18 protein-coding genes are annotated in these 22614 nt (G+C 72.4%); 2 read left to right on the top strand and 16 right to left on the bottom strand.

What is annotated here, in order from left to right:
• Positions 1–34: 34 nt before the first annotated feature.
• Together ACFQ7Q_RS26780 and ACFQ7Q_RS26775 are read right to left on the bottom strand one after the other, a co-directional pair.
• Positions 35–868, bottom strand: a complete 834-nt coding sequence (locus tag ACFQ7Q_RS26780) for a hypothetical protein (protein ID WP_383559460.1) — start codon at positions 866–868, stop codon at positions 35–37.
• A gap of 53 nt (positions 869–921) precedes the next feature.
• A complete protein-coding gene (locus ACFQ7Q_RS26775) occupies positions 922–1431 on the bottom strand; it encodes a SigE family RNA polymerase sigma factor (protein ID WP_383559458.1) in 510 nt (169 codons plus the stop codon).
• Positions 1432–1553: 122 nt separating this feature from the next.
• Between ACFQ7Q_RS26775 and ACFQ7Q_RS26770 the strand changes: the two genes are divergently transcribed.
• Both ACFQ7Q_RS26770 and ACFQ7Q_RS26765 read left to right on the top strand, forming a co-directional pair.
• Positions 1554–1940, top strand: coding sequence for a DUF6479 family protein (locus tag ACFQ7Q_RS26770; protein WP_383559456.1), 387 nt, complete (start codon positions 1554–1556; stop codon positions 1938–1940).
• Positions 1941–2041: 101 nt separating this feature from the next.
• Positions 2042–2920, top strand: a complete 879-nt coding sequence (locus tag ACFQ7Q_RS26765; RefSeq protein WP_383559454.1) for a sigma factor-like helix-turn-helix DNA-binding protein — start codon at positions 2042–2044, stop codon at positions 2918–2920.
• 18 nt (positions 2921–2938) lie between these two features.
• Here the strand turns inward: ACFQ7Q_RS26765 and ACFQ7Q_RS26760 are convergent, their stop codons facing one another.
• From ACFQ7Q_RS26760 to ACFQ7Q_RS26695, 14 genes are all read right to left on the bottom strand, one after another.
• Positions 2939–4243 carry an MFS transporter gene (locus ACFQ7Q_RS26760; RefSeq protein ID WP_383559452.1) on the bottom strand — a complete coding sequence of 435 codons (1305 nt, stop codon included), beginning with the start codon at positions 4241–4243 and terminating at the stop codon, positions 2939–2941.
• Positions 4244–4312: 69 nt separating this feature from the next.
• Positions 4313–4501: a hypothetical protein gene (locus ACFQ7Q_RS26755; protein ID WP_383559451.1), complete on the bottom strand. Its 189-nt coding sequence runs from the start codon at positions 4499–4501 to the stop codon at positions 4313–4315.
• Positions 4498–5829 carry a cation:proton antiporter gene (locus ACFQ7Q_RS26750; protein ID WP_383559449.1) on the bottom strand — a complete coding sequence of 444 codons (1332 nt, stop codon included), beginning with the start codon at positions 5827–5829 and terminating at the stop codon, positions 4498–4500. The genes ACFQ7Q_RS26755 and ACFQ7Q_RS26750 overlap by 4 nt, the downstream gene beginning before the upstream one ends.
• A 31-nt stretch (positions 5830–5860) precedes the next feature.
• Positions 5861–6883 (bottom strand): guanitoxin biosynthesis L-enduracididine beta-hydroxylase GntD, encoded by a 1023-nt coding sequence (gene gntD / locus ACFQ7Q_RS26745; protein ID WP_383559448.1) that lies wholly within the window; start codon positions 6881–6883, stop codon positions 5861–5863.
• A 50-nt stretch (positions 6884–6933) separates the two neighbouring features.
• Entirely contained in the window at positions 6934–7116 is a 183-nt protein-coding gene (locus ACFQ7Q_RS26740) for a hypothetical protein (protein WP_329119050.1), read from the bottom strand.
• A gap of 211 nt (positions 7117–7327) precedes the next feature.
• Complete coding sequence (gene rsgA / locus ACFQ7Q_RS26735; RefSeq protein ID WP_383559446.1) at positions 7328–8452, bottom strand: ribosome small subunit-dependent GTPase A; 1125 nt, start codon at positions 8450–8452, stop codon at positions 7328–7330.
• Positions 8449–9174, bottom strand: a complete 726-nt coding sequence (locus ACFQ7Q_RS26730) for a 4'-phosphopantetheinyl transferase (RefSeq protein WP_383559444.1) — start codon at positions 9172–9174, stop codon at positions 8449–8451. The genes rsgA and ACFQ7Q_RS26730 overlap by 4 nt, the downstream gene beginning before the upstream one ends.
• Positions 9175–9822, bottom strand: a complete 648-nt coding sequence (locus ACFQ7Q_RS26725; RefSeq protein ID WP_383559442.1) for a YqcI/YcgG family protein — start codon at positions 9820–9822, stop codon at positions 9175–9177.
• An 8-nt stretch (positions 9823–9830) separates the two neighbouring features.
• Positions 9831–11111, bottom strand: coding sequence for an MFS transporter (locus tag ACFQ7Q_RS26720; protein WP_383559440.1), 1281 nt, complete (start codon positions 11109–11111; stop codon positions 9831–9833).
• A complete protein-coding gene (locus tag ACFQ7Q_RS26715) occupies positions 11108–19363 on the bottom strand; it encodes an amino acid adenylation domain-containing protein (RefSeq protein WP_383559439.1) in 8256 nt (2751 codons plus the stop codon). Before ACFQ7Q_RS26715 ends, ACFQ7Q_RS26720 begins: the two co-directional genes overlap by 4 nt.
• On the bottom strand, positions 19360–19584 hold the full coding sequence (locus ACFQ7Q_RS26710) for an MbtH family protein (RefSeq protein WP_383559437.1): 225 nt from the start codon (positions 19582–19584) through the stop codon (positions 19360–19362). The genes ACFQ7Q_RS26715 and ACFQ7Q_RS26710 overlap by 4 nt, the downstream gene beginning before the upstream one ends.
• A 2-nt stretch (positions 19585–19586) precedes the next feature.
• The gene (locus tag ACFQ7Q_RS26705) at positions 19587–20663 is read right to left on the bottom strand and encodes a thioesterase domain-containing protein (RefSeq protein WP_383559435.1); all 1077 of its coding nucleotides are present in this window, start codon (positions 20661–20663) and stop codon (positions 19587–19589) included.
• A 37-nt stretch (positions 20664–20700) separates the two neighbouring features.
• Positions 20701–21447 (bottom strand): SDR family oxidoreductase, encoded by a 747-nt coding sequence (locus ACFQ7Q_RS26700; protein ID WP_383559433.1) that lies wholly within the window; start codon positions 21445–21447, stop codon positions 20701–20703.
• Positions 21444–22613 (bottom strand): alpha/beta fold hydrolase, encoded by a 1170-nt coding sequence (locus ACFQ7Q_RS26695; protein ID WP_383559431.1) that lies wholly within the window; start codon positions 22611–22613, stop codon positions 21444–21446. Before ACFQ7Q_RS26695 ends, ACFQ7Q_RS26700 begins: the two co-directional genes overlap by 4 nt.
• Position 22614 lies beyond the last annotated feature (1 nt).

Genomic DNA, 22614 nt, shown 5'->3' with positions numbered 1-22614 from the left:
GGGTCCGGCCGGCCGCCGTCCGGAAGCGACGCCCCTACTTCGCCTCGATCTTCGCCCACCTGGCGTCGAGGACGATCGCCTTGAGCTGGGCCATCGTCAGCGCGGGCTCGGCGCGCGTCGCCTTCTCGTCCTGCGCCTCCGCGTTGAACGCGGAGACCACGACCCGGAAGCCGTCCCTGTCCATGGTGTCGGCCGACCACCAGACCACGCCCGCGCCACCCTTCTCGCCGCCCTGCCGGGTCAGCTTCAGGAAGCCCCCGTCGGGCAGCGTGGTGGAGCCGTTGCAGTACAGCGCGCAGGCCTCGTCGCCCATGTCGTACTGGACGTTGACCTGGACCAGGCTCTTGCCCTTGCCGTCGTCGACGACCACGTAGGCGTACTGGCCGTCACCGCCCTTGGAGGTCACCTTCAGGCCCGTGGGCAGCAGCGCGCGCAGCGTGGCCGCCACCGCGTCGCCGTCCGGCTCCGGCGGTGCGGTGTCGGTGCCCGACCCGGGCTTGCCGTCCTTCCGCACCGGCAGCTTCTCGGCCTTGTCCCGGGCGTTCTTCCCGCCCGGTACGGCCCGGTCCCGGGCGCTCTTGTCCTGACCGGCCGGCGCGGGCCTCGACGCGGCGACGGAGGAGCCCTCGGCTCCCCCGCCCGAGCCCAGCAGGTCACCGCCGTACGCGCCGCCGACGGCCACCACCGCGAGCGCCAGCACGCTGCCGGTGACGGCGCCCAGGCGGCGGCGCACCACGCGGCTCCGGCCGCGGGCCAGCCCGCCGGCCACCAGTTCGCGGCCGTCGCCCGCGGCGAAGCCGTCACCGGTGCGGCGCAGGGCCGCGCCGAGTTCCTCCTCGAAGCGTTCGTGTCCCTCGTTCAGGGGCATGTCGAATCACCGTCTCCGATCCATGGGTGAAAAGAAGTTCCGAAGTGCCTGGGTCAGCGGTGCGCGAACTCGGTGATGCTGCCGCCGAGCCGTTCCCTGAGCCGGCCGAGCGCCCGCACCGAGCGCGTGCGTACCGCGGCGGAGCTCACCTGCAAGGCGTCGGCGGTCTCCTCGATGCTGCGGTCCTCCCAGTACCGCAGCACCACCACCGCCCGGTCCTTGGGCGCCAGCGCGGCCAGCGCGTCGAGCAGGGCGATCCGCAGCGCCGGGTCGTCCCCGGTCTCCGGGGCGCGGTCGGGCAGCTCGCCGAGGGGGCGCTCGGTCGCGGAGCGTCGCCGCTGGTGACTGAGGAAGGTGCGGACGAGGACGGTGTGCGCGTACGCGGCGGGGTTGCCGATCCGCTGGACGCGGCCCCACAGTGCGTACATCCGGCCCAGCGTCTCCTGCACCAGATCCTCGGCGAGGTGGGTGTCACCGCTGGTCAGCAGGCATGCCGACCGGAACAGGTGCCCCGTCCGCGCGGAGGCGAACTCCAGGAACTCGTCCGCCCGGGCCTGTCTCATGCCCTGCCCCCCGTCGCCGTCGTCCTTCACCTCATTGACGCGGTGGGCGCACGGAAATGTTTCACACGAGTTCGAGCCGCCCGAAATGTCCCATCACGACCGAAAGGGGGTATCCCTGAAGCATGAACGCTTTTCTCTTGGATTCCGCGGAGGTCACCACGGCGGCCGGAGTCTGGCAGTCGGGGATGGCACAGGTTCTCGGTGGCCTGATCCTGGTCGCCGTACTGATGGGTGCGTTCTGGCTGGGGATGAGGGTGAGGGACAAGGAATCCCCGACACCCAAGCCCGAGGATCAACCGCACCGGCCGGAAGGCGGTCTGCCCGGCGAGACGTCCGAGTACCGCAGGCCCCACGAGATGCCGCAGACCGACGGCGAGCACCGGCTCATGCCGTACGAGATCAAGGACGGCGGCGAGACCTCGCCCGAACCGCCCAGCGAGGAGAAGCGCAAGTGGGGCGGGATCTCCAGCGGCGGCTTCGGCAGCGGCGGAACGGGGCACGGCGACTGAGCTTCGTCACGGGCGGGATGTCGCGCGGGGCGCCCCCGAGGGGCGTCCCCCGGCTCCGGCCGTTCGGGGCCCGATGACTGTGACGCCACGCCTCACGGAGGATGCGACAGGTGGTCGATCACGCGGTGGACAAAGACGGGCACGCGTCCCTGACGGACCGCTTCGAGGAGCAGAGGCCGCGGTTGCGGGCGGTCGCGTACCGGCTCCTCGGCTCGTTCGGCAAGGCGGACGACGCCGTGCGCGAGGCGGAGCTGCGGCTCGTCCGCACCGGTCCCGAGCACAGCGACGAGGACATCGTCGATCCGGGCCGTCGGCTGACCGCGGCGGTCGCCGCGGTCTGTCTTGGCATGCTGCGGTCGCGCGAGTCGCGGCGCGAGGACCCCTGGGATCCGTGGGGCGGAGGTGAGCCCAAACGGGCCGCCGACCCCGAGGAGCGGGCGCTGCTCGGGTTCCTCGACACGCTGACGCCCGCCGAGCGGGTGGCGTTCGTGCTCCACGACATGTTCGACGTGCCCTTCGAGGAGATCGCCCCGGTCGTGGAGCGCACCCCGGCCGCGGCGCGCCAGCTGGCGGCCCGGGCGAGACGGCGGGTGCAGGGCACGGAGGAGATGCCGGAACCGGACCTGGCCCGTCAGCGCGAGGTCGTCGCCGCCGTCCTCGACGCGTCGCGGAGGGGCGATGCCGACGCGCTGCTCGCGCTCCTCGACCCCGACGCGGTGCTGCGGGCGGACGCGGAGGCGATACGGAACGGGGCGACCACCGCGCACGGGGCGCAGCCGGTGGCGGAGGGCCTCGCCGACCGGGCCCGCTCGACGCGGATCGCGCTGGTGGACGGCGCGGCCGGCCTGGCGTGGGCCCCGGCAGGCACCCCGAGGACGGTGCTCGCCTTCACGGTCCTCGACGGCCATGTCACGGCCGTCGACATCCTGATGGACCAGGGCCACCTCCACCGCCTGGACGTGGAGTTCCTGCCCGAGTGAGCCCGCGAGGTGAGCACCTCACGACGACGTGGACCCGGCGCCCTTCGCCCCCGCCGCCCGCTGCGCCACGGCGACGTGGCCCGCCTGTCCCGGAAGGTCGCGGCGGGTTCTCACCGGGGACAGGAACACCGGCAGGAAGGCGGTCGCCAGCAGCGCGCCGCCCACCCACATCGTGGGGTGGATGCCCACCAGCTCGCCGAGGAGTCCCGCCGTCGCGGCGCCGATCGCCAGCGCTCCGGTGAGGAGGAAGCGGAAGGTCGCGTTCATCCGGCCGAGCATCGCGTCCGGGGTCATCCGCTGGCGCAGGCTCACCCCCAGGACGTTGTCGATGCCGGTCTTGAACATCGCCAGCAGCCACCCCGCGCCCGCGAGCCACAGCCAGGGGCCGTTGCCGATGAGCGGGACGAGGAGACCGGCCGGCGCCAGTACGAGACCCGCGAGCCCCAGCGTGCGGCCGAAGCCGAGGCGGGCCGCCACCGCCCGTGCGCAGCGGGAGCCGAGCAACAGGCCGAGGCCGCCGGCCGCCCAGTAGACACCGAGGACACCGGCGGAGAGCCCGAGTTCGCGGACGAAGAGCACCGGCATCATCGTGTTGAGGATCTGCGAGCCCAGGTTGGTGAGCGACGCACTCAGGGCGAGCGCCCGCAGCTCCCTGTTCCCGAGGACGTGCCGTACACCGGCCGCGATCTGGGCGCGCAGCGGCTCCGGCGCCCGGGCCGCCGCCGGCGCGGTGGAGACCGCCGGCCCCTCCTTCAGCCACAACAGCCGTACCGCCGAGCCCAGGTGGCTCACCGCGGCCCCCGCCACCGCCACCGGGGCCGTGAGCAGCTGGACCAGGCCACCGCCCGCTCCGCGCCCGGTGACGTTGGTGACGGCCATCAGGCTGACCATGGCCGCGTTGGCCTGGACGAGGCCGTCCCGGCCGACGAAGCGGGGCAGGATGCTCTGCCCCGCGACGTCGTAGAAGACCATCGCGCAGCCGCTGAGCAGCACCACGACGTAGAGCTGAGCGAGCGTCAGGGCGTCGCACCACCAGGCGACGGGCACCGAGGCGAAGAGCAGTCCGCGGGCGGTGTCCGCCAGGATCAGGACACGTCGCTGGGGCAGCCGGTCCACCCAAGCTCCGGCGGGGAGGCCGATGAGCAGGAAGGCCAGGGTGGCGAGCGTGGCGAGCGCCCCGACCTCGCCGGGGCTCGCGTCCAGGACCTCGACGGCGATCAGCGGGACGGCGACGTATCCGACGTTCGTACCGAGGTGGCCGAGGACCGCCGCCGAGAACAAGGTACGGAAGTCGGGCACGCGCCAGGGGGAATCGGATCGCATGTCGTCGAACCTCTCCCACCCCGACGCGTCACCACAAGCGAAAAGTTCTACAGCGACGCTTCAGCAGGGCTACACCGACGTCCGGGCCGCCCAGCGGCCCAGCGCCTCCTGCCGGTTGTCGCCCGCCTCCGTCAGCTCGTCGAGGAACCGCGCGACCTCCGCGTCGCCGCGCACCACCCCGACGGTCCGGCAGCCGCGCGTGAGGACGACCGTGCCGTCGGCCCGGAGCTCGTACCCGAAGTACCGCGCGGGGCTCACCCCTTGGCCCCGATCGGCTGCTTGCGGTCCCCTACGGGCTGCTCCGCCATCGACACCGGGGAGGCGTCCCCGACCCCCAGGAGGCGCAGCAGGGGGCCCGCCATCGCCGTGGTCACCAGGGCCATGAGCACCATGCTGGTGAACAGCTCCGGCCCGATCAGACCCAGGTCCCGGCCGATCCCGAGGATCACGATCTCCGTGAGACCCCGGGTGTTCATCAGCGTTCCGAACGCGCCCGCGTCCCGCCAGCTCATCCCCGAGAGCCGCGCCGGGATCGCGGCGCCGGCGAACTTCCCGACCACCGCGGTCACCAGGATCAGCAGCAGGGCGAGCAGCCCGGACCAGCCGAGACCGCCGATGTCGACCGAGAGGCCGGTGATGACGAAGAAGACCGGGAGCAGCAGCCCGGCCGCCTTCTCCAGCGGCGCACCGATCTGCTGGTGCAGCCGCGGAGCGTCCTTGCGGGGCATGACCAGGCCGAAGGCGAAGGCCCCGAAGATGGCGTGGATACCGATCCAGGTGGTGGCGTACGACGAGAGCAGCACACCGGCCACGATCAGCACGAGCCGTACGCCGGTCTCCTGCCGGCCTCCGGCCGCGAGGCGCAGCGCCCGGTGCAGCAGGGGCCGTACGACGAAAGCCATGGCCACCGCGTAGGCGATGGTCAGGGCGATGACCGTGAACAGCCCGCCCATGCCGTCGGTCGCCCCACTCGCGTCACCGGCACCGCCGACGCCCGCGAGCGCCACCACCAGGACCAGCACGCACCAGGCGACCACGTCGCCCGCCGCCGCGCAGGCCATCGCCGTCGTGCCCACGCGGGTGTGGCCGAGCCGGCGGTCCCGGATGATCCGGGCGAGGACCGGGAACGCGGTGATGGAGAAGGCGGTCGCCATGTAGAGCACGAACATGTCGGAGCCGACACCGTCGGGCGCCGACGAGCGGTACAGCAGCGCCGCCGCCCCCGCTCCCACCACGAACGGAACGGCCATGGCGAGGACGGCCGTCGAGCCCACCGACCTGATCCGGCCGCGCAGCACGCCCAGGTCCAGCTCCCAGCCCGCGAGGAACATGAAGAGCGCGAGGCCCAGCTGCGCGAGGGCGGAGAGGCCCGGCCGCGCCTCGGGCGGGAACAGCAGCGCGGGCAGGTCGCCGGGCAGCAGCCCGAGCAGGCTGGGGCCGAGCATCAGACCGGCCGCGATCTCCGCTACCACCGGCGGCTGGTGCATCCGCCGGCCGAGCCGGACCATCACGGCGCCCACGACGAGGACGATCGCGACGTCGGCCAGGACGATCGCGTCCACCGGGACACCTCCGGACGCTGCCATCACACCTCTCCCCTTCTTCCCTCGGCGGGCATCAGATCAGCACCCGACCGGCGGCCGTGTCCCTGGTGTCGCGGGACTTGCGCAGGTCACGGGTGATGATCGCCTTCTGCAGCCACCGGTCGGTGCCGTCGTAGCGGGCGGTGAACGCCTTACGGCCGTGCACGGCGAGGTAGTTGTCGACGACGAGCAGCGTGCCCGCCTCCACGACCACGTCGCGGGTCGCCGCCTCCAGCTCCCGTACGAGCTCCTTCAGCGCCTGTTCGGCCGCGGCGTCACCCTCCACACAGCGCATGAAGAAGGGGTCGATCCGCAGGTACGGCGAGTCCGGCGCGCCGAACAGCACGGCCACCGGCTCCGGGGTCTCGCGCATCGCCCGCATCCGCAAGAGGCCAGGATGGTCGGGCTGCTGGGCGGCGAGCTGCCGCAGGTGCTCGTCGTCCGGAAGAATGTAGAACCGCGGCTCTCCGAGGACCCTGCGCGTTTCCGCGCTCAGCGTCACATCGCGTATGGAGGCGACGGTGGTCGGAACTCGATCGTGGTTGCGGATTCCGAACAGGGCCAGATAGTCGCAGCGATAGGGGTGGAACCCGTCCTCGGTGTGCCATTCGAGCAGGACGTCGCTGCCGTGACCGCTCTGCTCGTTCTCCTCACCGGCGATCGGCAGCACATTCTGGATCATTCTTCCGGACTGCAAAGTCGGCCAGCTGAAGACTTCACCGAGGCACTTGCCGATCAGGGAAAGGAAGAGTTCCTCGCGCCGGGTCCGCAGCGACGCGGCGGCTTCCGCCCAGTTCCGCGGAGTGGGCCCCACGGCGCTGTCGTCGACGACGAATCCCCTGATCTTGAACGCGGCGGCCGGATCGTCGCGCCGGAACTCCGCAAGGAACTTCCGCACGCCCACCGGGACTCGCGAGGCGAGCTCCCAGGCCTCGTCGTGGAAGCGCGGGCCGCCCGGATCGCAGCCCGCCTCGCCCAGTCCGGCGATCAGCGCGTCCAGCTGGGCGACTTCGTCGGCGGACAAGTCGTAGTGGAGTACGCCCTGGTCAATGGTCACGGAATTCGCCCTCTCTGGCGTGTGGGTGTCGGGACCTGGGGATCCGGCCTTCAGTCCCAGCCCCAGCTGTCGCCGCCGTCGCCGTTCGGGCCGGGGGTGGCGGCGGTCGCACCCGCCGCCGGGGCGGACGCGACCTCGTGGGTCTGCGCCGCCTGCGCGGTGGTGGCCCCCAGGACCGTCGTCGTCACGGCCGCGGCGCACGAGATCAGGTAGACGAATGCCTTGCTTCGCATTTTCCCGTCCGATTCCATCGAAGTGACCTGAGTGAATTACTCAATTCCGCAGGCAGGCCGGCGAGCGGGCCATTGTGTGGCCATCGGCCGGCGGCCGCCGTCGAGTAATCTGCCAGGGGCCGAACGGGCGCTACAAGAAGTTCGGATGGCACCATGGTGCAGTGGCTGCAAGTTGCCAGATCCACGGTCGGGGACGGTGCTCCGACCACCGTCAGAACGCCTTACGGTGTTTCCCGCCACGCTTGCGTTCGTACATCTCCCGACCGGCCGCCTCCCGGCGTTTCCACTCCCGGCTCAGCTCGGCGCGGAGCCGCGCGTCGGTGCGCGAGGCGATCCAGGCGCTCTCGCGCAGGAGTTTGCGGTAGCTCTCGAATCGGCGGTGCGAGAGCGTGCCGTCCTCGACCGCCGCGAGCACCGCGCAGTCCGGCTCGGCATGGTGCTCGCAGTCGTGGAAACGGCAGTGCGCCGCCAGTTCCTCGATCTCCGCGAACACCTGGGAGAGTCCGTCGTTGGCCTCCCACAGCCCCACCCCGCGCAGCCCCGGGGTGTCGATCAGCAGCCCGCCGCGCGGCAGGAGCAGCAGATCGCGGGTCGTGGTGGTGTGCCGGCCCTTGCCGTCGCTGCCCCGGACCGGGCCCGCCTCCTGCTCCTCGACGCCGAGCAGGGCGTTGACGAGCGTGGACTTGCCGACGCCCGACTGGCCGAGCAACGCGGAGGTGCGGCCGGTCAGTTCGGCGGCCAGGGCGTCGAGCCCGGCGCCGCTGACCGCGCTGACGGGGAACACGGCGGCCCCCGGGCCCGCCTGCTCGACATCGCTCACGAGATGGGTGATGTCGGGGACCAGGTCCGTCTTGGTGAGGACGACGACGGGCTGCGCGCCGCTGGACCAGGCCAGGGAGAGGAAGCGCTCCAGCCGGCCCAGGTCGAGCTCGACGGCCAGCGAGACCGCGATCACGGCCAGGTCGATGTTGGCCGCCAGGACCTGGCCCTCGGAGCGGGCGGAGGAGGTCGAACGGGTGAAGCGCGTACGGCGGGGCAGCAGCGCCCGGACGACGGGGCCGCTCGCGGGAGCGGTGTCGACGGCGGCCCAGTCGCCCGTACAGGGGGTGTCGCGCGGGTCGGAGCCGAGGACCGGCTCGGTGTCGGCCCGTACCGTACGGACGGCCGCCTCGCCGCCCGTCGCGTCCCCCACCTCAGCGCCCTCCACCACGAGTTCGCAGCGTCCGCGATCCACTCGTACGACCCGGCCGGGGACGAGCCCCGTCCCCTCGTACGGCACGAACGCGTCCGCCCAGTCGGAGTCCCACCCATAGGCCGGGAGCGTCACACGCGTCATCGGGGCCCTCTCGGTCGTGACAGATCGGGGCCATTCTCGGCACCCCGCCCCGCGAGGGTCGCCCGGCGCACCGTCGTCGCGGTGATCACCAGCCCGTCGCTGACCAGAAACACCCCCTCGAAGGCGGCCGTCCTCACCCCGTCGACCAGCGGTCCCTCGATGTGCGGGCGGGCGGTGAAGCTTTCCGTGCGCGGCTGGAAGACGACCGTGGCCTCCGTGAAGTCCAGCCACCGCCCGGTCAACGGGAACCACGCCTTGAACACGCTCTCCTTGGCGCTGAACAGGGCCCGGTCCCAGTGCACGTCCGGCCGGACCGCCGCCAACTCCGCCAGATGGGCCCGCTCCTCGGCACTGCTCACCATGGTCAGCACTCCGGTGCCGTCGAGCGGGGCGTGCGGTTCGGCGTCGATGCCGAGAGCCGCCAGGTCCGTCGCCCGCGCGACGGCGGCGGCACGGTAGCCGACGCAGTGCGTGATGCTGCCGACGAAGCCGGCCGGCCAGACGGGGGCGCGGGAGGAGTCGTACGGCAGGGGTGCGGGCGGGACGCCGAGCCGCCCGAGAGCCCGCCGCGCACAGGCCCGCGCGGTGGTGAACTCCCGGCGCCGCACGGACACGGCGCCGGGGAGGAGATGCTCCTCCCCGGGGAAGGGGACGGCCTCCCCGGCCGGGTCGCCGAACGCCTCCGCGGTCGCGACCGGCCGGGGCAGGAGCGCCTCGATCATCTACCCGGCCCGCTTCGACTCGCCGGCCGCGGCGCCGACCTCGGCCTCGACCTCCCACCACGGGATGTGCCGGTCGATCGGCGCGATCGGCATGACGGACTTGAACATGTCGTTCTCGACATTGGCGAGCCGGGCGTCGTACGGCTTGCCCACGGCCGTGAACGCCCGGTGGATGCGCTCCCTGCGCTTGTCGATCGCCTCCGCGTGCCGTTCGAAGGTGGAGGCGGGCTGGAGCAGGAAGTACGTGTGCCGGCTGCCGTGGTTGTAGCGCGGCGAGTGCTCCGGATAGCAGGGGGCGAAGGAGACGACGAAGAACCGCTCGCCCTCGATCATGGCGTACCAGGTCTCGTCCGGCTCCGGCGCGTCCTGGATGTAGACGCTCGGCCAGAGCGCGCAGAGCGTCTCGAAGAACCGCTTCGTCAGCCGGGTCAGCGCGTCCAGGGACGCGCCGAGCGTCTCGTCCTCGAAGGTGATCACCATGCCGTCGCGCTCCGCTTCTCTCGCGGTACGGAAGAAGTCGGCGATGGCGGCACGGTGTCCTCTCAGCTCCCGCTCGACGTCGGCCGTGGTGACGGTGAGGGCCGGCCCCATCTTCGAGGGCTTGGCGAAGGGGCAGAGGGTCTTCTGGACGATCTCGTCGAAGCTCATGGTCTACCTCACGGATTCACTTTCTGTGCGTCGGCACCGACGGCGGCGGCGGTGCTGGGTGCGGTGGCGCGACAGCCGAGGACGTAGAACCACCAGCCGGCGATCACCAGCGCGACGAGCGCGGCGAACATCGCCGCGGGCGAGGCGTGCACGAGCAGGAAGCCGCAGATGATCGGCCCGATGGCCACACCGATGTGGACGAGGTTCTGTGCCCCGAAGTAGCTGCCGCGCAGGTTGTCGGGCGCGATGGCGTCGATGAACATGTACTCGGCGGGCACGACGATCACCTCGCCGATCGTGAAGACGACGATCGCGGCGACGATGATCCATGCCTCGGTGGACAGCGCCATGCCGACGAGTCCGAGGACGAACGCTCCGGTGCCCCAGGTCAGCCAGCGCAGCAGCGTCTTCTCCTTGAGCCTGCTGCCGATGACGTACTGGGTGGAGATCACCACGATCGCGTTCGCGGCCGAGATGTAGGCGACCAGCTGGTAGGCGGTGTCGCGTGACTCGACGGTGACCAGGTACTGCGACATGTACGTCAGCAGCGGTCCGTAGACGACGATGCTGAGGATGCCTCCGAGGGTGAAGAGCCCGAGCCTCCGGTCGGCCCGCATCACCCGCAGCACCTCGCGGAAGTTCATCGACTCGGCGTCGTCCGCCGCCTCTTCGGTCTTCTCCTGCCGGGCCGCGGCCTCCTGGGCCGCCGCGCCGGTGAAGAGCTTGCGGAAGACGAGCAGCGGCAGCAGGGCGGCGAAGATGACGCCGGCGGAGAGCAGGAACGGACCGCCCTGACCGGCCTGCACCGTCCAGACGCCCAGGAAGGGGCCGACGGCCGCGCCGATGTTCTGCAGCGAGTACCGCAGCGAGAAGACCTTGGCCCGGTTCTCCGAGGGCAGCAGGTCGGCGAGGAGCGCGTTGGCGGTGACGCTCATCGACGAGGAGGCGATGTTGGCGGCCAGCAGGACGCCGATCACCAGGAGCGGCGATCCGATCAGCGGCAGCCCGCCGTACAGGACGGTCAGCACCACATCGAGGGCGATCATGAAGTGGACCTTCACGAAGCGGTCGGCGAGATAGCCGCCGTAGACGCTGACCACCGTGCCGACGATCAGGCACACCCCCAGCACATAGCCGATGGTGGCGCCGTTCATGTCGAGCGCGTCGTGCAGGTAGATCGGGAGGTAGGCGAGGATCGCGAAGAAGCTGACCGCGCGCGCCATCGCGCACAGCAGCAGGATCCTTACGGGGATGGGCAGTTCGCGGATCAGTCGGAAGAAGCTCTTCATGCCGAGCCCTCCGCCGCGATGGCCTCGATGATCTCGATGAGGGATTCCTTGATGGTGTCGATCCGCCGCTGGTCGAACAGATCGGGGTGGTAGCCGAAGAGGATCTCCAGACGGTCCCCGGGGAGGACCGTGATGCCGAGCGGATAGTGCGAGACGCCCTTGGCGCCGTCGGTCCGCTCGCTCACCCCCAGTCCGTCGGTCTCGCCGGACGGATCCTCCTGGTCAGGGTAGTTCTGGAAGACGTAGTACGCGTCGAACAGTTCGCCCACGCCCACCAGACGCTGGATCTCGGTCAGCGACAGATGGCGGTGCGGGAAGACCTCCAACTGGGCGGAATGGACCCGGCCGAGGGTCGCGGCGAGCGGCTCGCCGGTTTCCGTACGGACCCTCAGCGGCACGGTGTTGATGAGCAGGCCGACGACGGACTCGATGCCGTCGATCTCGGCCGGACGCTCCGAGACGGTGATGCCGAAGAGGACGTCTGCGCTGCCCGTGAGGCGTCCCAGCTGGAGGCCCCAGGCGGTCTGCAGCGCCGTGTTCAGGGTGACGCCGAGCCGGGCGGCGGCCCGCGTCAGATCGCGGGTGAGACCGGCCGGGAGGACGGCGGAGGCGGTGCGTGGCAGGACGTGCGGGGAGAGGCCCGCGTGCCCGACCCTGCTCGGCGCGTCGACACCGGTGAGGTACGTCCGCCATGCCTCGGCCGCCGCGTCCCGGTCCTGCTCGGCCAGCCAGGCCAGATAGTCGCGGAACGGGGTGACCGGTTCCGGCTCACGGCCCTCGTACAGTGCGAACAGGTCGTGCCAGACGACCGGCATGGACCAGCCGTCGAGGAGGATGTGGTGGTCCGCGACGAGCAGTTCGTGCCGGATGTCGGAGAACCGCAGCAACGAGAAGCGGAGCATCGGACCGGTCGCCAGGTCGAAGCGGAGCGCCGCGTCCTCGGCGACGATCCGCTCCCGCGCCGCGGCCTGCTCCGCGGGACCGAGCCCGGACAGGTCGTGGCTCGCCCAGGGCACCTCGACGGTGTCCCGCACGACCTGGACGGGTGTCTCCAGACCGCGGACCGCGAAGCTCGCCCGCAGGTTGTCGTGGCGCATGAGGAGGTCGTGCGCGGCCCGCCGGAGCCGGTCGGCGTCCAGCGGCCCGTCCAGGTCGAAGACGGTCTGCCCCTGGTACGGGTCGTCGTCCGTCTCCGGGTCGGCGGCGCCGGCGTGCAGCAGCAGGCCCTGCTGGAGCGGGGCGAGCGGCAGCACGTCCCGCAGCCCCGGGTAGGTCTGCTCCAGGTCGGTGAGCGTGGACTGCTTGAGGCTGAGGAGCCGTACGTCGGAGGGCGTGAGCCCGCCCAGCTCGGGGTGGGCGGTCAGGCCGGCGAGGGCGGTCAGGGTCCGGGTCCACCGGTCGGCGAGCGCGTCGACGTCCGCCTCGCCGAAGAGCGCGGTGTCCCACTGCCAGCGGGTGTCGACCGAGCCGTCCTCCGCCCGCCGTACGTCGACGAGCAGCGGATACGGCCGGGTGTCGCCCGAGCCGTCGTAGCGGAAGCAGACCTGCGACGGCGCGAACTGCGCCAGCTGACGCCGTACGTCCTCGCCGCCCTGCCGCAGCTCCGCGTAGTTGCGGCCCTCGGCCGGCAGGGCGCGGATCTGCTCCTTCACCCGCTTCAGCGCACGGGCCAGACCGCGCGGGTCGGTCAGGCTCCTCTCCAGGTCGGCGAGGCCCGGGGTGAGCCGGACCGGCACCGCCTCCGGGACGGCCGCGGTCGCGAGATCCACGCGGAGCGCGGACCGGGCCTCCGGGATGCGCCGCCCCCGCCATTCGATGAGCGCCGGGGCGAGCGCGGCGAGCGCGATGTGCTCGGGGCCGGCGTGGAACATCCGGGGCAGGGCGGTGAGCAGCGCGTCCGCGAGCTCGTCGGGGAGCGTGCGGGTCGTCCGGGCGTACGTGCCGCCGGGGTCGCCGTACGAGGGGTCGGGGGTTTCGAGGGTCTTCAGCCAGTGCGGCAGCTCGCCGGCGGCCACGGCCGCCGGGTCGAGCGTCTCGGCCGCCTGGGCGGCGCGGACGATCAGCGCCTCGACGGTCTGGTGCCGGAAGACGTCCCGCGGGGTGATCACGAAGCCCTCGGCGCGGGCCCGGCTGACCAGCTGGATCGAACGGATGGAGTCGCCGCCGAGGTCGAAGAACTGGTCGTCCACCCCGACGCTCTCCAGGCCGAGGACCTCGGCGAAGAGCCGGGCGAGGGCGATCTCCCGCTCGGTGCGCGGCGGGCGGACGGTACGGGAGGTGAAGTCCGGCGCGGGCAGCCGGCGCGTGTCGAGCTTGCCGTTCGGGGTGAGCGGCAGCTTGTCGAGGAGGACGACGGCCGCGGGCACCATGTGCTCGGGGAGCTGCCGGGCCGCGTGCCGGCGCACGTCGAGCGCGAGCTTGCGCCCGTGGTCCTCGGCACGCGGGTCGTTGCCCTGCTCGTGGAGGGACTGCCCGCCGGTCGCCTTGTGCAGGAACAGGTCGGTCAGGAAGGGCTGTTCGGTGCCGCCCTCGATCAGGACGACGTCGAAGAGGTCGCCCTCGGAGGCATCGGTCCAGGTGGCCTTCGCGCGGTAGCCGAGCTGTTCGGCCAGGGCGTGGACGGCCTCCGGGTCGATGCCGGGGCGCTCCCGGTCGTCGAGTCCGAGGTCGGCCACCCGGCCCGCCGACCCGGTACGGATCCGGTGCGCGGCCGCGACCACGGCGGCGACCCGTCGGTTCGGGATGCCGGTGACGCGGAGCGTCGCCGGGCGGGTGGACTCGAGGAGCTCGCGGACGGCGTCCAGGCCGCCCGCCTCCTGCCAGAGCAGCTCGGTCGCGTCCCGTACGGAGCGCGGCTCCGCGCCCCGTTTGTGGAGCACGACCTCGTAGCGGAAGTCCGTCAGCTCGTTGGAGTGGTGGCCGCGCTTGAGCTGGATGTCGACGCCGACGACGTCCGCGATCTCCTCGCCGATCCGGCTGAAGAACGCCGGGTCGAGGAGGAGTTCGCTCTCCAGCTCCACCGTGTGCGCCACCAGGTCGCGCACGGCCGCCACCGGTTCGTCCGCGTGCGCCCCGCCGTGCAGCGCGGTCGCGGTGAGGAAGGGGTGCAGGAGCCGCAGATGGCGGATGTCGCCGAGGAAGATCCGTCCGCCCGGCTCCAGCAGGTCCATGGCCTGCTTCAGTACGTCGATCAGGTACGGGACGCTCGGGAAGTACTGGGCGACGGAGTTGATCACGACGGTGTCGAAGCGGCGGCCGGCCAGGTCGCCGATCTCGTGGGCGGCGAGGCTGCGCAGCAGCACCCGGTCACGCAGCTCCGACTCCTCGACGCGGCCGCCGAGCGTCTGGATCAGCGAGGGCGAGAAGTCCACGCCCGCGTACGTCTCGACGTGCGGGGCGACCTGCCACAGGATCAGGCCGGAGCCGACACCGACCTCCAGGACGTGGCGGGGTTCGAGGTCGAGGATGCGGGAGACGGTGGCGGCCTGCCACTCGCGCATCTCCTCCAGCGGGATGGGCCGGTTGTCGTAGCTGCTGTTCCAGCCGGTGAAGTCCTGCTCGACACCCAGGTCCTGCTGCTCGCTGTAGCCCTGCTCGTGGATCTCCTGCCAGCGGTCGACATGCTCGATGTCGTCGGCGAGGTCGCGGGCCCGGCCGGCCGCGTCGGCCGCCTTCGGAACGACGTAGCCGACGAGCTGCTTGTGCTGCGCGGCGTCCTCGCGGACGACGACGACCGCCTGCGCGACGCCCTCGTGCGTGTCGAGCACGGCCTCGATCTCGCCGAGCTCGATCCGCATCCCACGGATCTTGACCTGGTCGTCGGCGCGTCCGACGAAGTCGACGACGCCCTCGCCCGACGGCAGGATGCGCCAGGTGGCGAGGTCGCCGGTCCGGTACATCCGGGAGCCCGGGGGGCCGTACGGGCAGGCGACGAAGCGTTCGGCGGTCAGGCCGGGCCGGTTGAGGTAGCCGCGCGCGAGGCCGTGTCCGGCGATGTACAGCTCGCCGGTGACGCCGGGGGCGACGGGCCGCAGAGCGGCGTCGAGGACGTACACCCGGGTGTTGTGCACCGGGCGGCCCACCGGCACCGAATCGGCCTCGAAGGCGGGTCCGGCGCTGCCGCACTCCCAGTACAGGGTGTCCACGGTCGCCTCGGTCGGCCCGTACGCGTTGATCATCGTCCGGCCGCGCGACCAGGTGGCCGCCAGGCCCGGCGGGCACGCCTCGCCGGCCACCATCACGTACGGGACGTCCGCGAGGGCGTCCTCGGCCATGGAGCCGAGGATCGTCGGCGAGAAGGTGATGTGGGTGGGCCGGAAGCGGGCGGTGAGGGCGCGCTGGCGGTCCGGGGAGAGCAGCTCCTCGGGCGAGGTCAGGATCACGGCCGCCCCCGAGAGCAGGGTGCAGCACATCTCGCAGAACGTCGGGTCGAAGTTGATCGAGGAGAACTGCAGGAAGCGGGAGTTCTCGTCGAGGGCGAACCGCTCGATGTAGCTGCGGGCCAGGTTCGGGATGCCGCGGTGGGTGACGGCGACACCCTTGGGCCGGCCGGTCGAGCCCGAGGTGTAGATGACGTACGCCAGGTCCTCGGGGCGCAGCGGCGCGCGCCGCTCGGCGTCGCCGGGGGCGCGGTCGGGCAGGGCCGCCAGCTCCTCCGTGGTGCCCGGGTCGTCGACGGCGAGCCGGAGCACGTCCTGCGCCTCGGCGGGCAGCTTCGCGAGGACGTCGCCCGTGGTGATCAGCACCTTGGGCCGGGTGTCCTCGACCATGAACGCGAGCCGCTCGGCCGGGTAGTCGGGGTCGAGCGGCAGATAGACGCCGCCGGCCTTGAGGATGCCGAGGAGGCAGCAGAGCAGTTCGGGCGAGCGGCGCAGCGACAGGCCGACGACGACGTCACGGCCGACACCCCGCTCGATGAGCCAGTGGGCGATCCGGTTGGCACGCCGGTCGAGTTCGGCGTAGCTCAGCTCGGTGTCCTCGTGGACGAGGGCGAGCGCGTCGGGCGTACGGGCGACCCGCGCCTCGAAGAGGGCGGGGAAGGAGTCGCCGGGGAGCTCGCGCGCGGTCGCGTTCCAGGTGTCGAGGAGCGTGGTGCGCTCGGCCTCGTCGAGCAGGTCGATGGAGTCCAGCCGGCGGGTGGGGTCGGCGACGACGGCGTCGAGGATCCGCAGCAGACAGCGGGCGAACCGTTCGACGGTCTCCCGGTCGAACAGGTCGGTGGCGTACTCGATCTCGCCGCGCAGTCCGTCCGGCCCGCCCCGTGCGTCGAAGCGCTCGGTCAGCTCGATCGTCAGGTCGAACTTGGCGGTGTGGGTGGGCACGGTCTCGTGGACGGCGGCGAGCCCGTCGAGCCGCCACTCGGGCTCGACGTTGTTCTGCAGCACCAGCATCACCTGGAACAGCGGGTGGTGGCTGGTGGTACGGGCCGGGTTGAGCACCTCGACGAGGTGCTCGAAGGGCAGGTCCTGGTGCTCGTAGGCGGCGAGGTTCGACTCGCCCACCCGCGCGAGGAGTTCGGTGAAGGCCGGATTGCCCGAGGTGTCGGTGCGCAGCACCAGGGTGTTGACGAAGAAGCCGACGAGCTCGTCCAGCGCGCTGTCGGCGCGGCCGGCGAGCGGGGAGCCGAGCGGGATGTCGGTGCCCGCCCCGAGCTTGCCGAGCAGGGTCGCGGCGGCGGCCTGGAGCACCATGAAGAGGCTGGCCCGCTCCCGCTGGGCGAGGTCCTGGAGCCTGTCGGTCAGCCCGGCGGGCACCTCGAAGCGGACGACGTCGCCGCGGAAGGTGGCGAGCGCCGGGCGGGGGCGGTCGGTGGGCAGGTCGAGCAGTTCGGGGGCGCCCGCGAGCCGTTCGCGCCAGTAGCCGAGCTGCCGGGACATCGGGGAGTCCGGGTCGTCCGTGGAGCCGAGCAGCTCGCGCTGCCAGAGCGTGTAGTCCACGTACTGCACGGCGAGTTCCGGCGTCTCGGGGTCCTGGCCGCGGCGCCGGGCGGTGTACGCCTCGCAGAGGTCCTTCACGAGCGGGGCGAGGGACCAGCCGTCGCTGGCGATGTGGTGGATGCAGAGCAGCAGGACATGGTCCCGGGGGCCGGTGCGGAAGAGATCGACGCGGGTCGGGATCTCCGCGGCCAGATCGAAGAGGTACCCGGCGGCGATGTCGATCGCGGCTTGGACGTCCGGCTCCGACACGTCGTGGACGGTGACGTCGACACGGGCGTCGGCGGCGGGCACCACGATCTGCTCGGCTCCGCCGGGGCCTTCGGCGAAGTACGTCCGCAGGCTCTCGTGGCGCGCGAGCAGATGGTCGACGGCGGCGCGCAGCGCGTCGAGGTCGAGCTCGCCGGTGAGCCGGACGGCGATGGGCAGGTTGTAGGTGGTGCTGGGGCCTTCGAGCCGGTGCAGGAACCAGAGGCGCTGCTGGGCGTACGAGACGGGGACGCGCTCCCCGCGCTCCATGACCCGGGGCGCGGGCCGGGCGGGGGCGCCCTCGGCGAGGCGGAGGGCCAGTGCGGCCGGGGTGCGGTCCTCGAAGACCGTGCGGATGGGGAGTTCGACGGAGAGGGTGGCGCGGACACGGGCGAGGAGGCGGGTGGCGAGCAGGGAGTTGCCGCCGAGGTCGAAGAAGCTGTCGTCGGCGCCGACCCGCTCGACGCGCAGGACCTCGCGGAAGAGCTCCACCAGGGCCCGCTCGCGCTCGTCGCCCGGGGCGCGGTACGGGGTGGAGTGCGCGAACTCCAGCGGCGGCAGGGCCTTGCGGTCGACCTTGCCGGCCGGGGTCAGCGGGAATCGGTCGAGGACGGCGATACCGGCCGGGACCATGTGGTCGGGGAGCCAGGCGGTGAGCGCGGCGCGCAGCGCGACGGGTTCGGGGGTGTGGCCGGGCGCGGGGACGACATAGCCGGCGAGCTGCCGGTGGTCACCGGCGTCGGCGCGGACGACGACACGGGCCTGGGCGACCTCGGGCAGTCGGCGCAGCGCCTCCTCGATCTCGCCGAGTTCGATGCGGTAGCCGCGGATCTTGACCTGTTCGTCGACGCGGCCGAGGAAGTCGAGGGAACCGTCGGCGCGGCGGCGCACGACATCGCCGGTGCGGTACATCCGGGCCCCGGGGATGCCGAAGGGGCAGGCGACGAACCGCTCGGCGGTCAGCGCGGCCCGGCCGCGGTAGCCGCGGGCCAGGCCGTCGCCGGAGAGGTACAGCTCGCCGGGCTCGCCGTCGGCGACGGGCGTGAGGCGCTCGTCGAGGACGTGCGTGCCGGTGTTCCACAGCGGGGTGCCGATGGTGACCGGCTCGCCCGCGCGCACGGGGGCGAGCAGGGACCAGATGGTCGTCTCGGTGGGGCCGTACAGGTTCCACACCTCGGCGTGGCCGTCGGCGGAGAGGAAGTCGGCCAGGTCCTGGGGCAGCGCCTCGCCGCCGCACAACACCCGCGTACCGCTGCTCAGTTCGGCGGGGGTCCAGCCGGCCTCGCGCAGCAGCTGCCAGAGGGCGGGCGTGCCCTGGATCAGGGTGGGCCGGGCCTCGGCGAGATGGCGGCGCAGCGCGGCGCCGTCGACGGTGGTGCCGCGCGGGACGAGGTGGAGCGTGGCTCCGTTGACCAGCGGGAGGTAGAGCTCGAGTCCCGCGATGTCGAAGGAGATCGGGGTCGTGGACAGCACGACGTCGTCCGCGTGCACCCGGTGGTGCGCGGACATGAAGCCGAGGAAGTTCGCCAGCGAACCGTGGGTGACGACCACGCCCTTGGGGCGGCCCGTCGAGCCGGAGGTGTAGATGGTGTACGCGGCCGTGCCCGGCCCGGCGTAGCGGCCGGCCGGGTTCGTGGCGGGCCCGGTGCCCTCCTCGCCCACGTACAGGGTGGCGGCCTCGACCGGTCCGAGCGCGGCCGCGGCCTCGGGGTCGGTGATCAGCGCGCGCGGGCGGGCGTCGGCCGCCATGTAGGCGAGGCGCTCCGCCGGGTACCCCGGGTCGAGCGGCAGGTACATCGCGCCGGCCTTGAGCGTGCCGAGGAGGGCCGCCACCAGCTCGGGCGAGGACGGCAGGGCGACGGCGACGGTGTCCTCGGGGCCGATGCCCCGGGCGATCAGCCGGTGCGCGATCCGGTTGGCCCGCGCGTTCAGCTCCGCGTACGAGAGCGAGGTGGCGCCCCACCGTACGGCGACGGCGCCGGGGGCCCGGGCCGCCTGCTCCTCGAACCGCGCGACGAGACCCTCGGTCCGGGCGCCGGTGTCCGCCGCGTTCTCCACCTGGGCGGTCATGAGCGCGGGTCCCGTCCTCCGGAGCCGACCGGGGCGAGGGCCGTCCAGTGCTCCTCGACGTAGCCGAGGCAGGCGGCCCGCGCGTCCGGGCCGAAGGCGCTGTCCCAGCCGTCGGGGACGGCGACGAAGTCCGGCCAGAGCGAGTGCTCGCCCGCCGCGTTGGTCAGGACGCGGTACACGCCCGACTCGTTCTCGAAGGGGTTGGTGCCTGACTGGTCCATCGTCACTGTCCCTCGCCCACGAAGTCGTCGATGCGCGCGGCGATGTGCGCCGCGTCGGTCACACAGAGCCGCAGGCCGTGTTCCTCGGAGTCCATGACCTCGGCCGTCAGCTCCCCGGTGATCGCCTTGCGCCAGTCCGGGAAGGTCTCGTTGTCCTTCGCGAGGAGCATGAGCGCGTCGATGTCGAAGGGCTCGGGCCGGTAGGTCTCCAGGGCCCGCGCCGTGGTGCGGAACGCCTTGTGCAGCCGCTCGGCGAACTGGGTCCCGCCGTCTCCGTGGGCCTCCCAGCCGGCGCCGAACAGCGCGGCGGCGATCTCGCGGTAGACGCCCTCGGGGGTGGCGTCGGCCGGGGCGAGCGGCGGGTACGTGGTGTGCGGGGCGACGATCCGCAGCACGTCGTCGCGGTACTCGACGAGCCGCTCGGCCTCGTCCACCTCGGGGGCCGAGCCGTCGAGATAGCCGTCGACGATCACCAGCTTCCGCAGGCCGAGCCCGCGTTCCTCGGCGATACGGGCGATCTCGTAGCCGATCACCCCGCCCGCGCAGGCTCCGACGAGATGGAACTCGTCCTCGCCGAACTCGTCCTCGATCAGGTCCGCGTAGAGCGCGGCGAGCTCCCGCATGTCGTCCGGCACGTCCATCGCGCTGATGTGCGGGGACTGGAGTCCGTAGCAGCCGCGGTCGGTGCCGAGGAGCCGTACGAGACGGGCGTAGCCGTCGACGAGACCGAGACCGGGGTGGATGAAGAGCAGCGGGGTCCGTGAACCCTGGTTGCTCATCCGGATGATGGCCCGTTCGGTGTTCGCGGCCTTCGCCGGCGCCTTGTGCGCGCTCAGCGCGCCGATCGTCCGGTGACGCAGCAGGTCGCCCATGTTGAGCGCCCAGCCCAGGCGCTGGTTGATCTGCTCGATGGTCACCAGGGCCAGGAGGGAGTCGCCCCCGGTCGCGAAGAAGTCGTCGTCGAGGCCGACGGACGGCCGGTCGAGCGTCGTCTTCCAGATCTCGACGAGGGTCTGTTCCACCAGGCTGTGCCCGGGTGTGACCTCGCACTCCTCGGGCGCTGTCGGCCGAGTACTCACAGCGGAACTCTCTTTCTGGTCGCATACCGGGGCTGGACTAGGCCCAGCCGCCCGTGAAGTGGATGACGTCGCCGGTGAGGAAGTCGGCCGAGCCGCTGCCGAGGAAGACCACCAGGTCGCCGATCTCCTGCGCCGTGCCGAGCCGGCCGGCCGGCAGCAGACCGCGGAGCTTCTCCCGGCCCTCGTCCGTCGCCCACAGCTCCTCGGGGTAATAGGTCTCGCTCTCCAGGAAGTTCGGGGCGATCGCGTGCACGGTGACGCCGTGCGGGGCGAGTTCGCGCGCCGCCGCCCGGGCGTAGGCGGACGCTCCGGCGCGCAGCGAGCTGTAGACGGAGAACCCGGTCTCCGGCCGCAGCGGCGCGGCGGAGGTCATCAGCACGATGTGCCCGCTCCCCCGGCGCTTCATCTGGGCGGCGGCCTTCGCGATCACCGCCGCCGGGGTGACGAGCAGCGCCTCCGCGGCCCGCCGCAGCTCCGCCGGGTCGGCCTGGTCCACGGGCTGATAGCGGGCCGGGTAGACGTCGTTGCTGACGACGAGGTCGAGCCGGCCGTACCGCTTGACGGCCTGCCCGACCGCCCCGGTCGCGGTCCTCGCGTCGCAGGCCACCGCCCCGTCGCGGCCTTCCTCGAAGGCGGTCCGCGCGGCCTCGTCGAGGAAGTCCTCGTCGTGGCAGAGGACGGTGTAGCCGGCCTTGCGCAGGCCGTCCACGGAGCCGGGGCCGGCGTAGCGCGTCGCATGGGTGACCACGGCGACGCGCCCGGCGGACGGCGGGGACGTGCTCACACCCCACCGCCGATGAACTCCCGGAGCATCGTGTAGATCTCCGCGTCCGGGATCAGGATGTCGTGGTGGTTGCCGGAGTCGCGCTCCACGACCGTGGCCTCGCCCGCGATCAGCTCCCCGAAGTGGTGCGCCGTCTCGGGGTGCGTCATCCGGTCCGTACGGCTGGTGGCGATCAGCACCCGCTGCCCGACCCGACGGGCCGCGTCGTTCGCGTCGTACGCCATGAGCGCGTGGTTCTGCTTGGCGTACCGGTGGAACAGCTCCGCGTCGCCGTACGGATAGAGCACGTACGGGGCCAGGCGCGGCGGCACCCCGAAGAGCATGTTCGGGTCGAGGAACAGGTTCAGCGTCTCGCGGGCCCGGCGCGGGCCGGAGGCCGCCCCGGCGAGCACGCTCTGGAACTGCTTCTGGAACGGGGTGCGCATGACCCCGGCCCCGAAGTTCAGATCGGGATGGAGCACGGTCAGCGTCTCCACGCGTGCGCCGAACGCGGCGGCCGCGTCGAGGGCGACCGGCGCCCCTCCGCAGATCCCGACCAGGTGTGCCCGCCGGAGTCCGTACGCCGTGAGCAGCGCGCCGACCAGCGCGGTCTCCTCGGCGAAGTCCGCCTCCGGGGTGTCCAGGGCCCGCCACTGCCCGAAGAGGTACGGGTTCTCGTACGTGACGACGAGCCGGTCCGTGGACAGCTCCTCCAGCCAGGGCCGGAACAGGGTGGCGGGCACCCCGGAGGGCAGGACGAGGACGATCGCCTCGTCCCCGGCCGGCCCCGTCGCGAAGGAGTCGAAGGCGGGCACGCCCTCGGCCTCGATCCTGCGGTGGCCCGGCAGGGCCGCGAGCCCCGCCAGACCGTCCGCCGGCATGTCCCACTCCCCCGAGCTCTCGGCCACCGGCCGCCAGCTGCCCAGCTCCAGATCGCAGTAGGTGCTCAGAGCGACCTCGAGACTGGACGGGCTCTCCGGGGCCGGCGAGACGAACCGGGGGACCGTCAGGCCGTACGCGGAGCCGAGGGCGGTGAGGACCTCGTTGCACCGTGCGACGGCCTCCGGCCCGTACTCCTCGGCGGCCCGCTCGCCGGCCGGGAAGACCCGCAGGGTCTCCGCGGCCGCGCCCAGCAGTGGCTGGCAGAGTTCCAGGACCTCGACCACGCTCAGGGTTTTCGTGGTCATC

It is taken from the genome of Streptomyces sp. NPDC056527, from assembly GCF_042794475.1.
In the GTDB taxonomy this organism is placed as follows: Bacteria; Actinomycetota; Actinomycetes; order Streptomycetales; family Streptomycetaceae; genus Streptomyces.
This window is presented reverse-complemented; position numbering and strand designations above follow the sequence as displayed.

Coding starts and splice junctions, on each gene's coding strand:
- rsgA (WP_383559446.1), bottom strand. CDS start 8,452: ATGACGCGTGTGACGCTCCCGGCCTATGGGTGGGACTCCGACTGGGCG.
- ACFQ7Q_RS26720 (WP_383559440.1), bottom strand. CDS start 11,111: ATGAAGAGCTTCTTCCGACTGATCCGCGAACTGCCCATCCCCGTAAGG.
- ACFQ7Q_RS26695 (WP_383559431.1), bottom strand. CDS start 22,613: ATGACCACGAAAACCCTGAGCGTGGTCGAGGTCCTGGAACTCTGCCAG.
- ACFQ7Q_RS26765 (WP_383559454.1), top strand. CDS start 2,042: ATGCGACAGGTGGTCGATCACGCGGTGGACAAAGACGGGCACGCGTCC.
- ACFQ7Q_RS26750 (WP_383559449.1), bottom strand. CDS start 5,829: ATGGCAGCGTCCGGAGGTGTCCCGGTGGACGCGATCGTCCTGGCCGAC.
- ACFQ7Q_RS26730 (WP_383559444.1), bottom strand. CDS start 9,174: ATGATCGAGGCGCTCCTGCCCCGGCCGGTCGCGACCGCGGAGGCGTTC.
- ACFQ7Q_RS26725 (WP_383559442.1), bottom strand. CDS start 9,822: ATGAGCTTCGACGAGATCGTCCAGAAGACCCTCTGCCCCTTCGCCAAG.
- ACFQ7Q_RS26710 (WP_383559437.1), bottom strand. CDS start 19,584: ATGGACCAGTCAGGCACCAACCCCTTCGAGAACGAGTCGGGCGTGTAC.
- ACFQ7Q_RS26760 (WP_383559452.1), bottom strand. CDS start 4,243: ATGCGATCCGATTCCCCCTGGCGCGTGCCCGACTTCCGTACCTTGTTC.
- ACFQ7Q_RS26780 (WP_383559460.1), bottom strand. CDS start 868: ATGCCCCTGAACGAGGGACACGAACGCTTCGAGGAGGAACTCGGCGCG.
- ACFQ7Q_RS26770 (WP_383559456.1), top strand. CDS start 1,554: ATGAACGCTTTTCTCTTGGATTCCGCGGAGGTCACCACGGCGGCCGGA.
- ACFQ7Q_RS26740 (WP_329119050.1), bottom strand. CDS start 7,116: ATGCGAAGCAAGGCATTCGTCTACCTGATCTCGTGCGCCGCGGCCGTG.
- ACFQ7Q_RS26715 (WP_383559439.1), bottom strand. CDS start 19,363: ATGACCGCCCAGGTGGAGAACGCGGCGGACACCGGCGCCCGGACCGAG.
- ACFQ7Q_RS26775 (WP_383559458.1), bottom strand. CDS start 1,431: ATGAGACAGGCCCGGGCGGACGAGTTCCTGGAGTTCGCCTCCGCGCGG.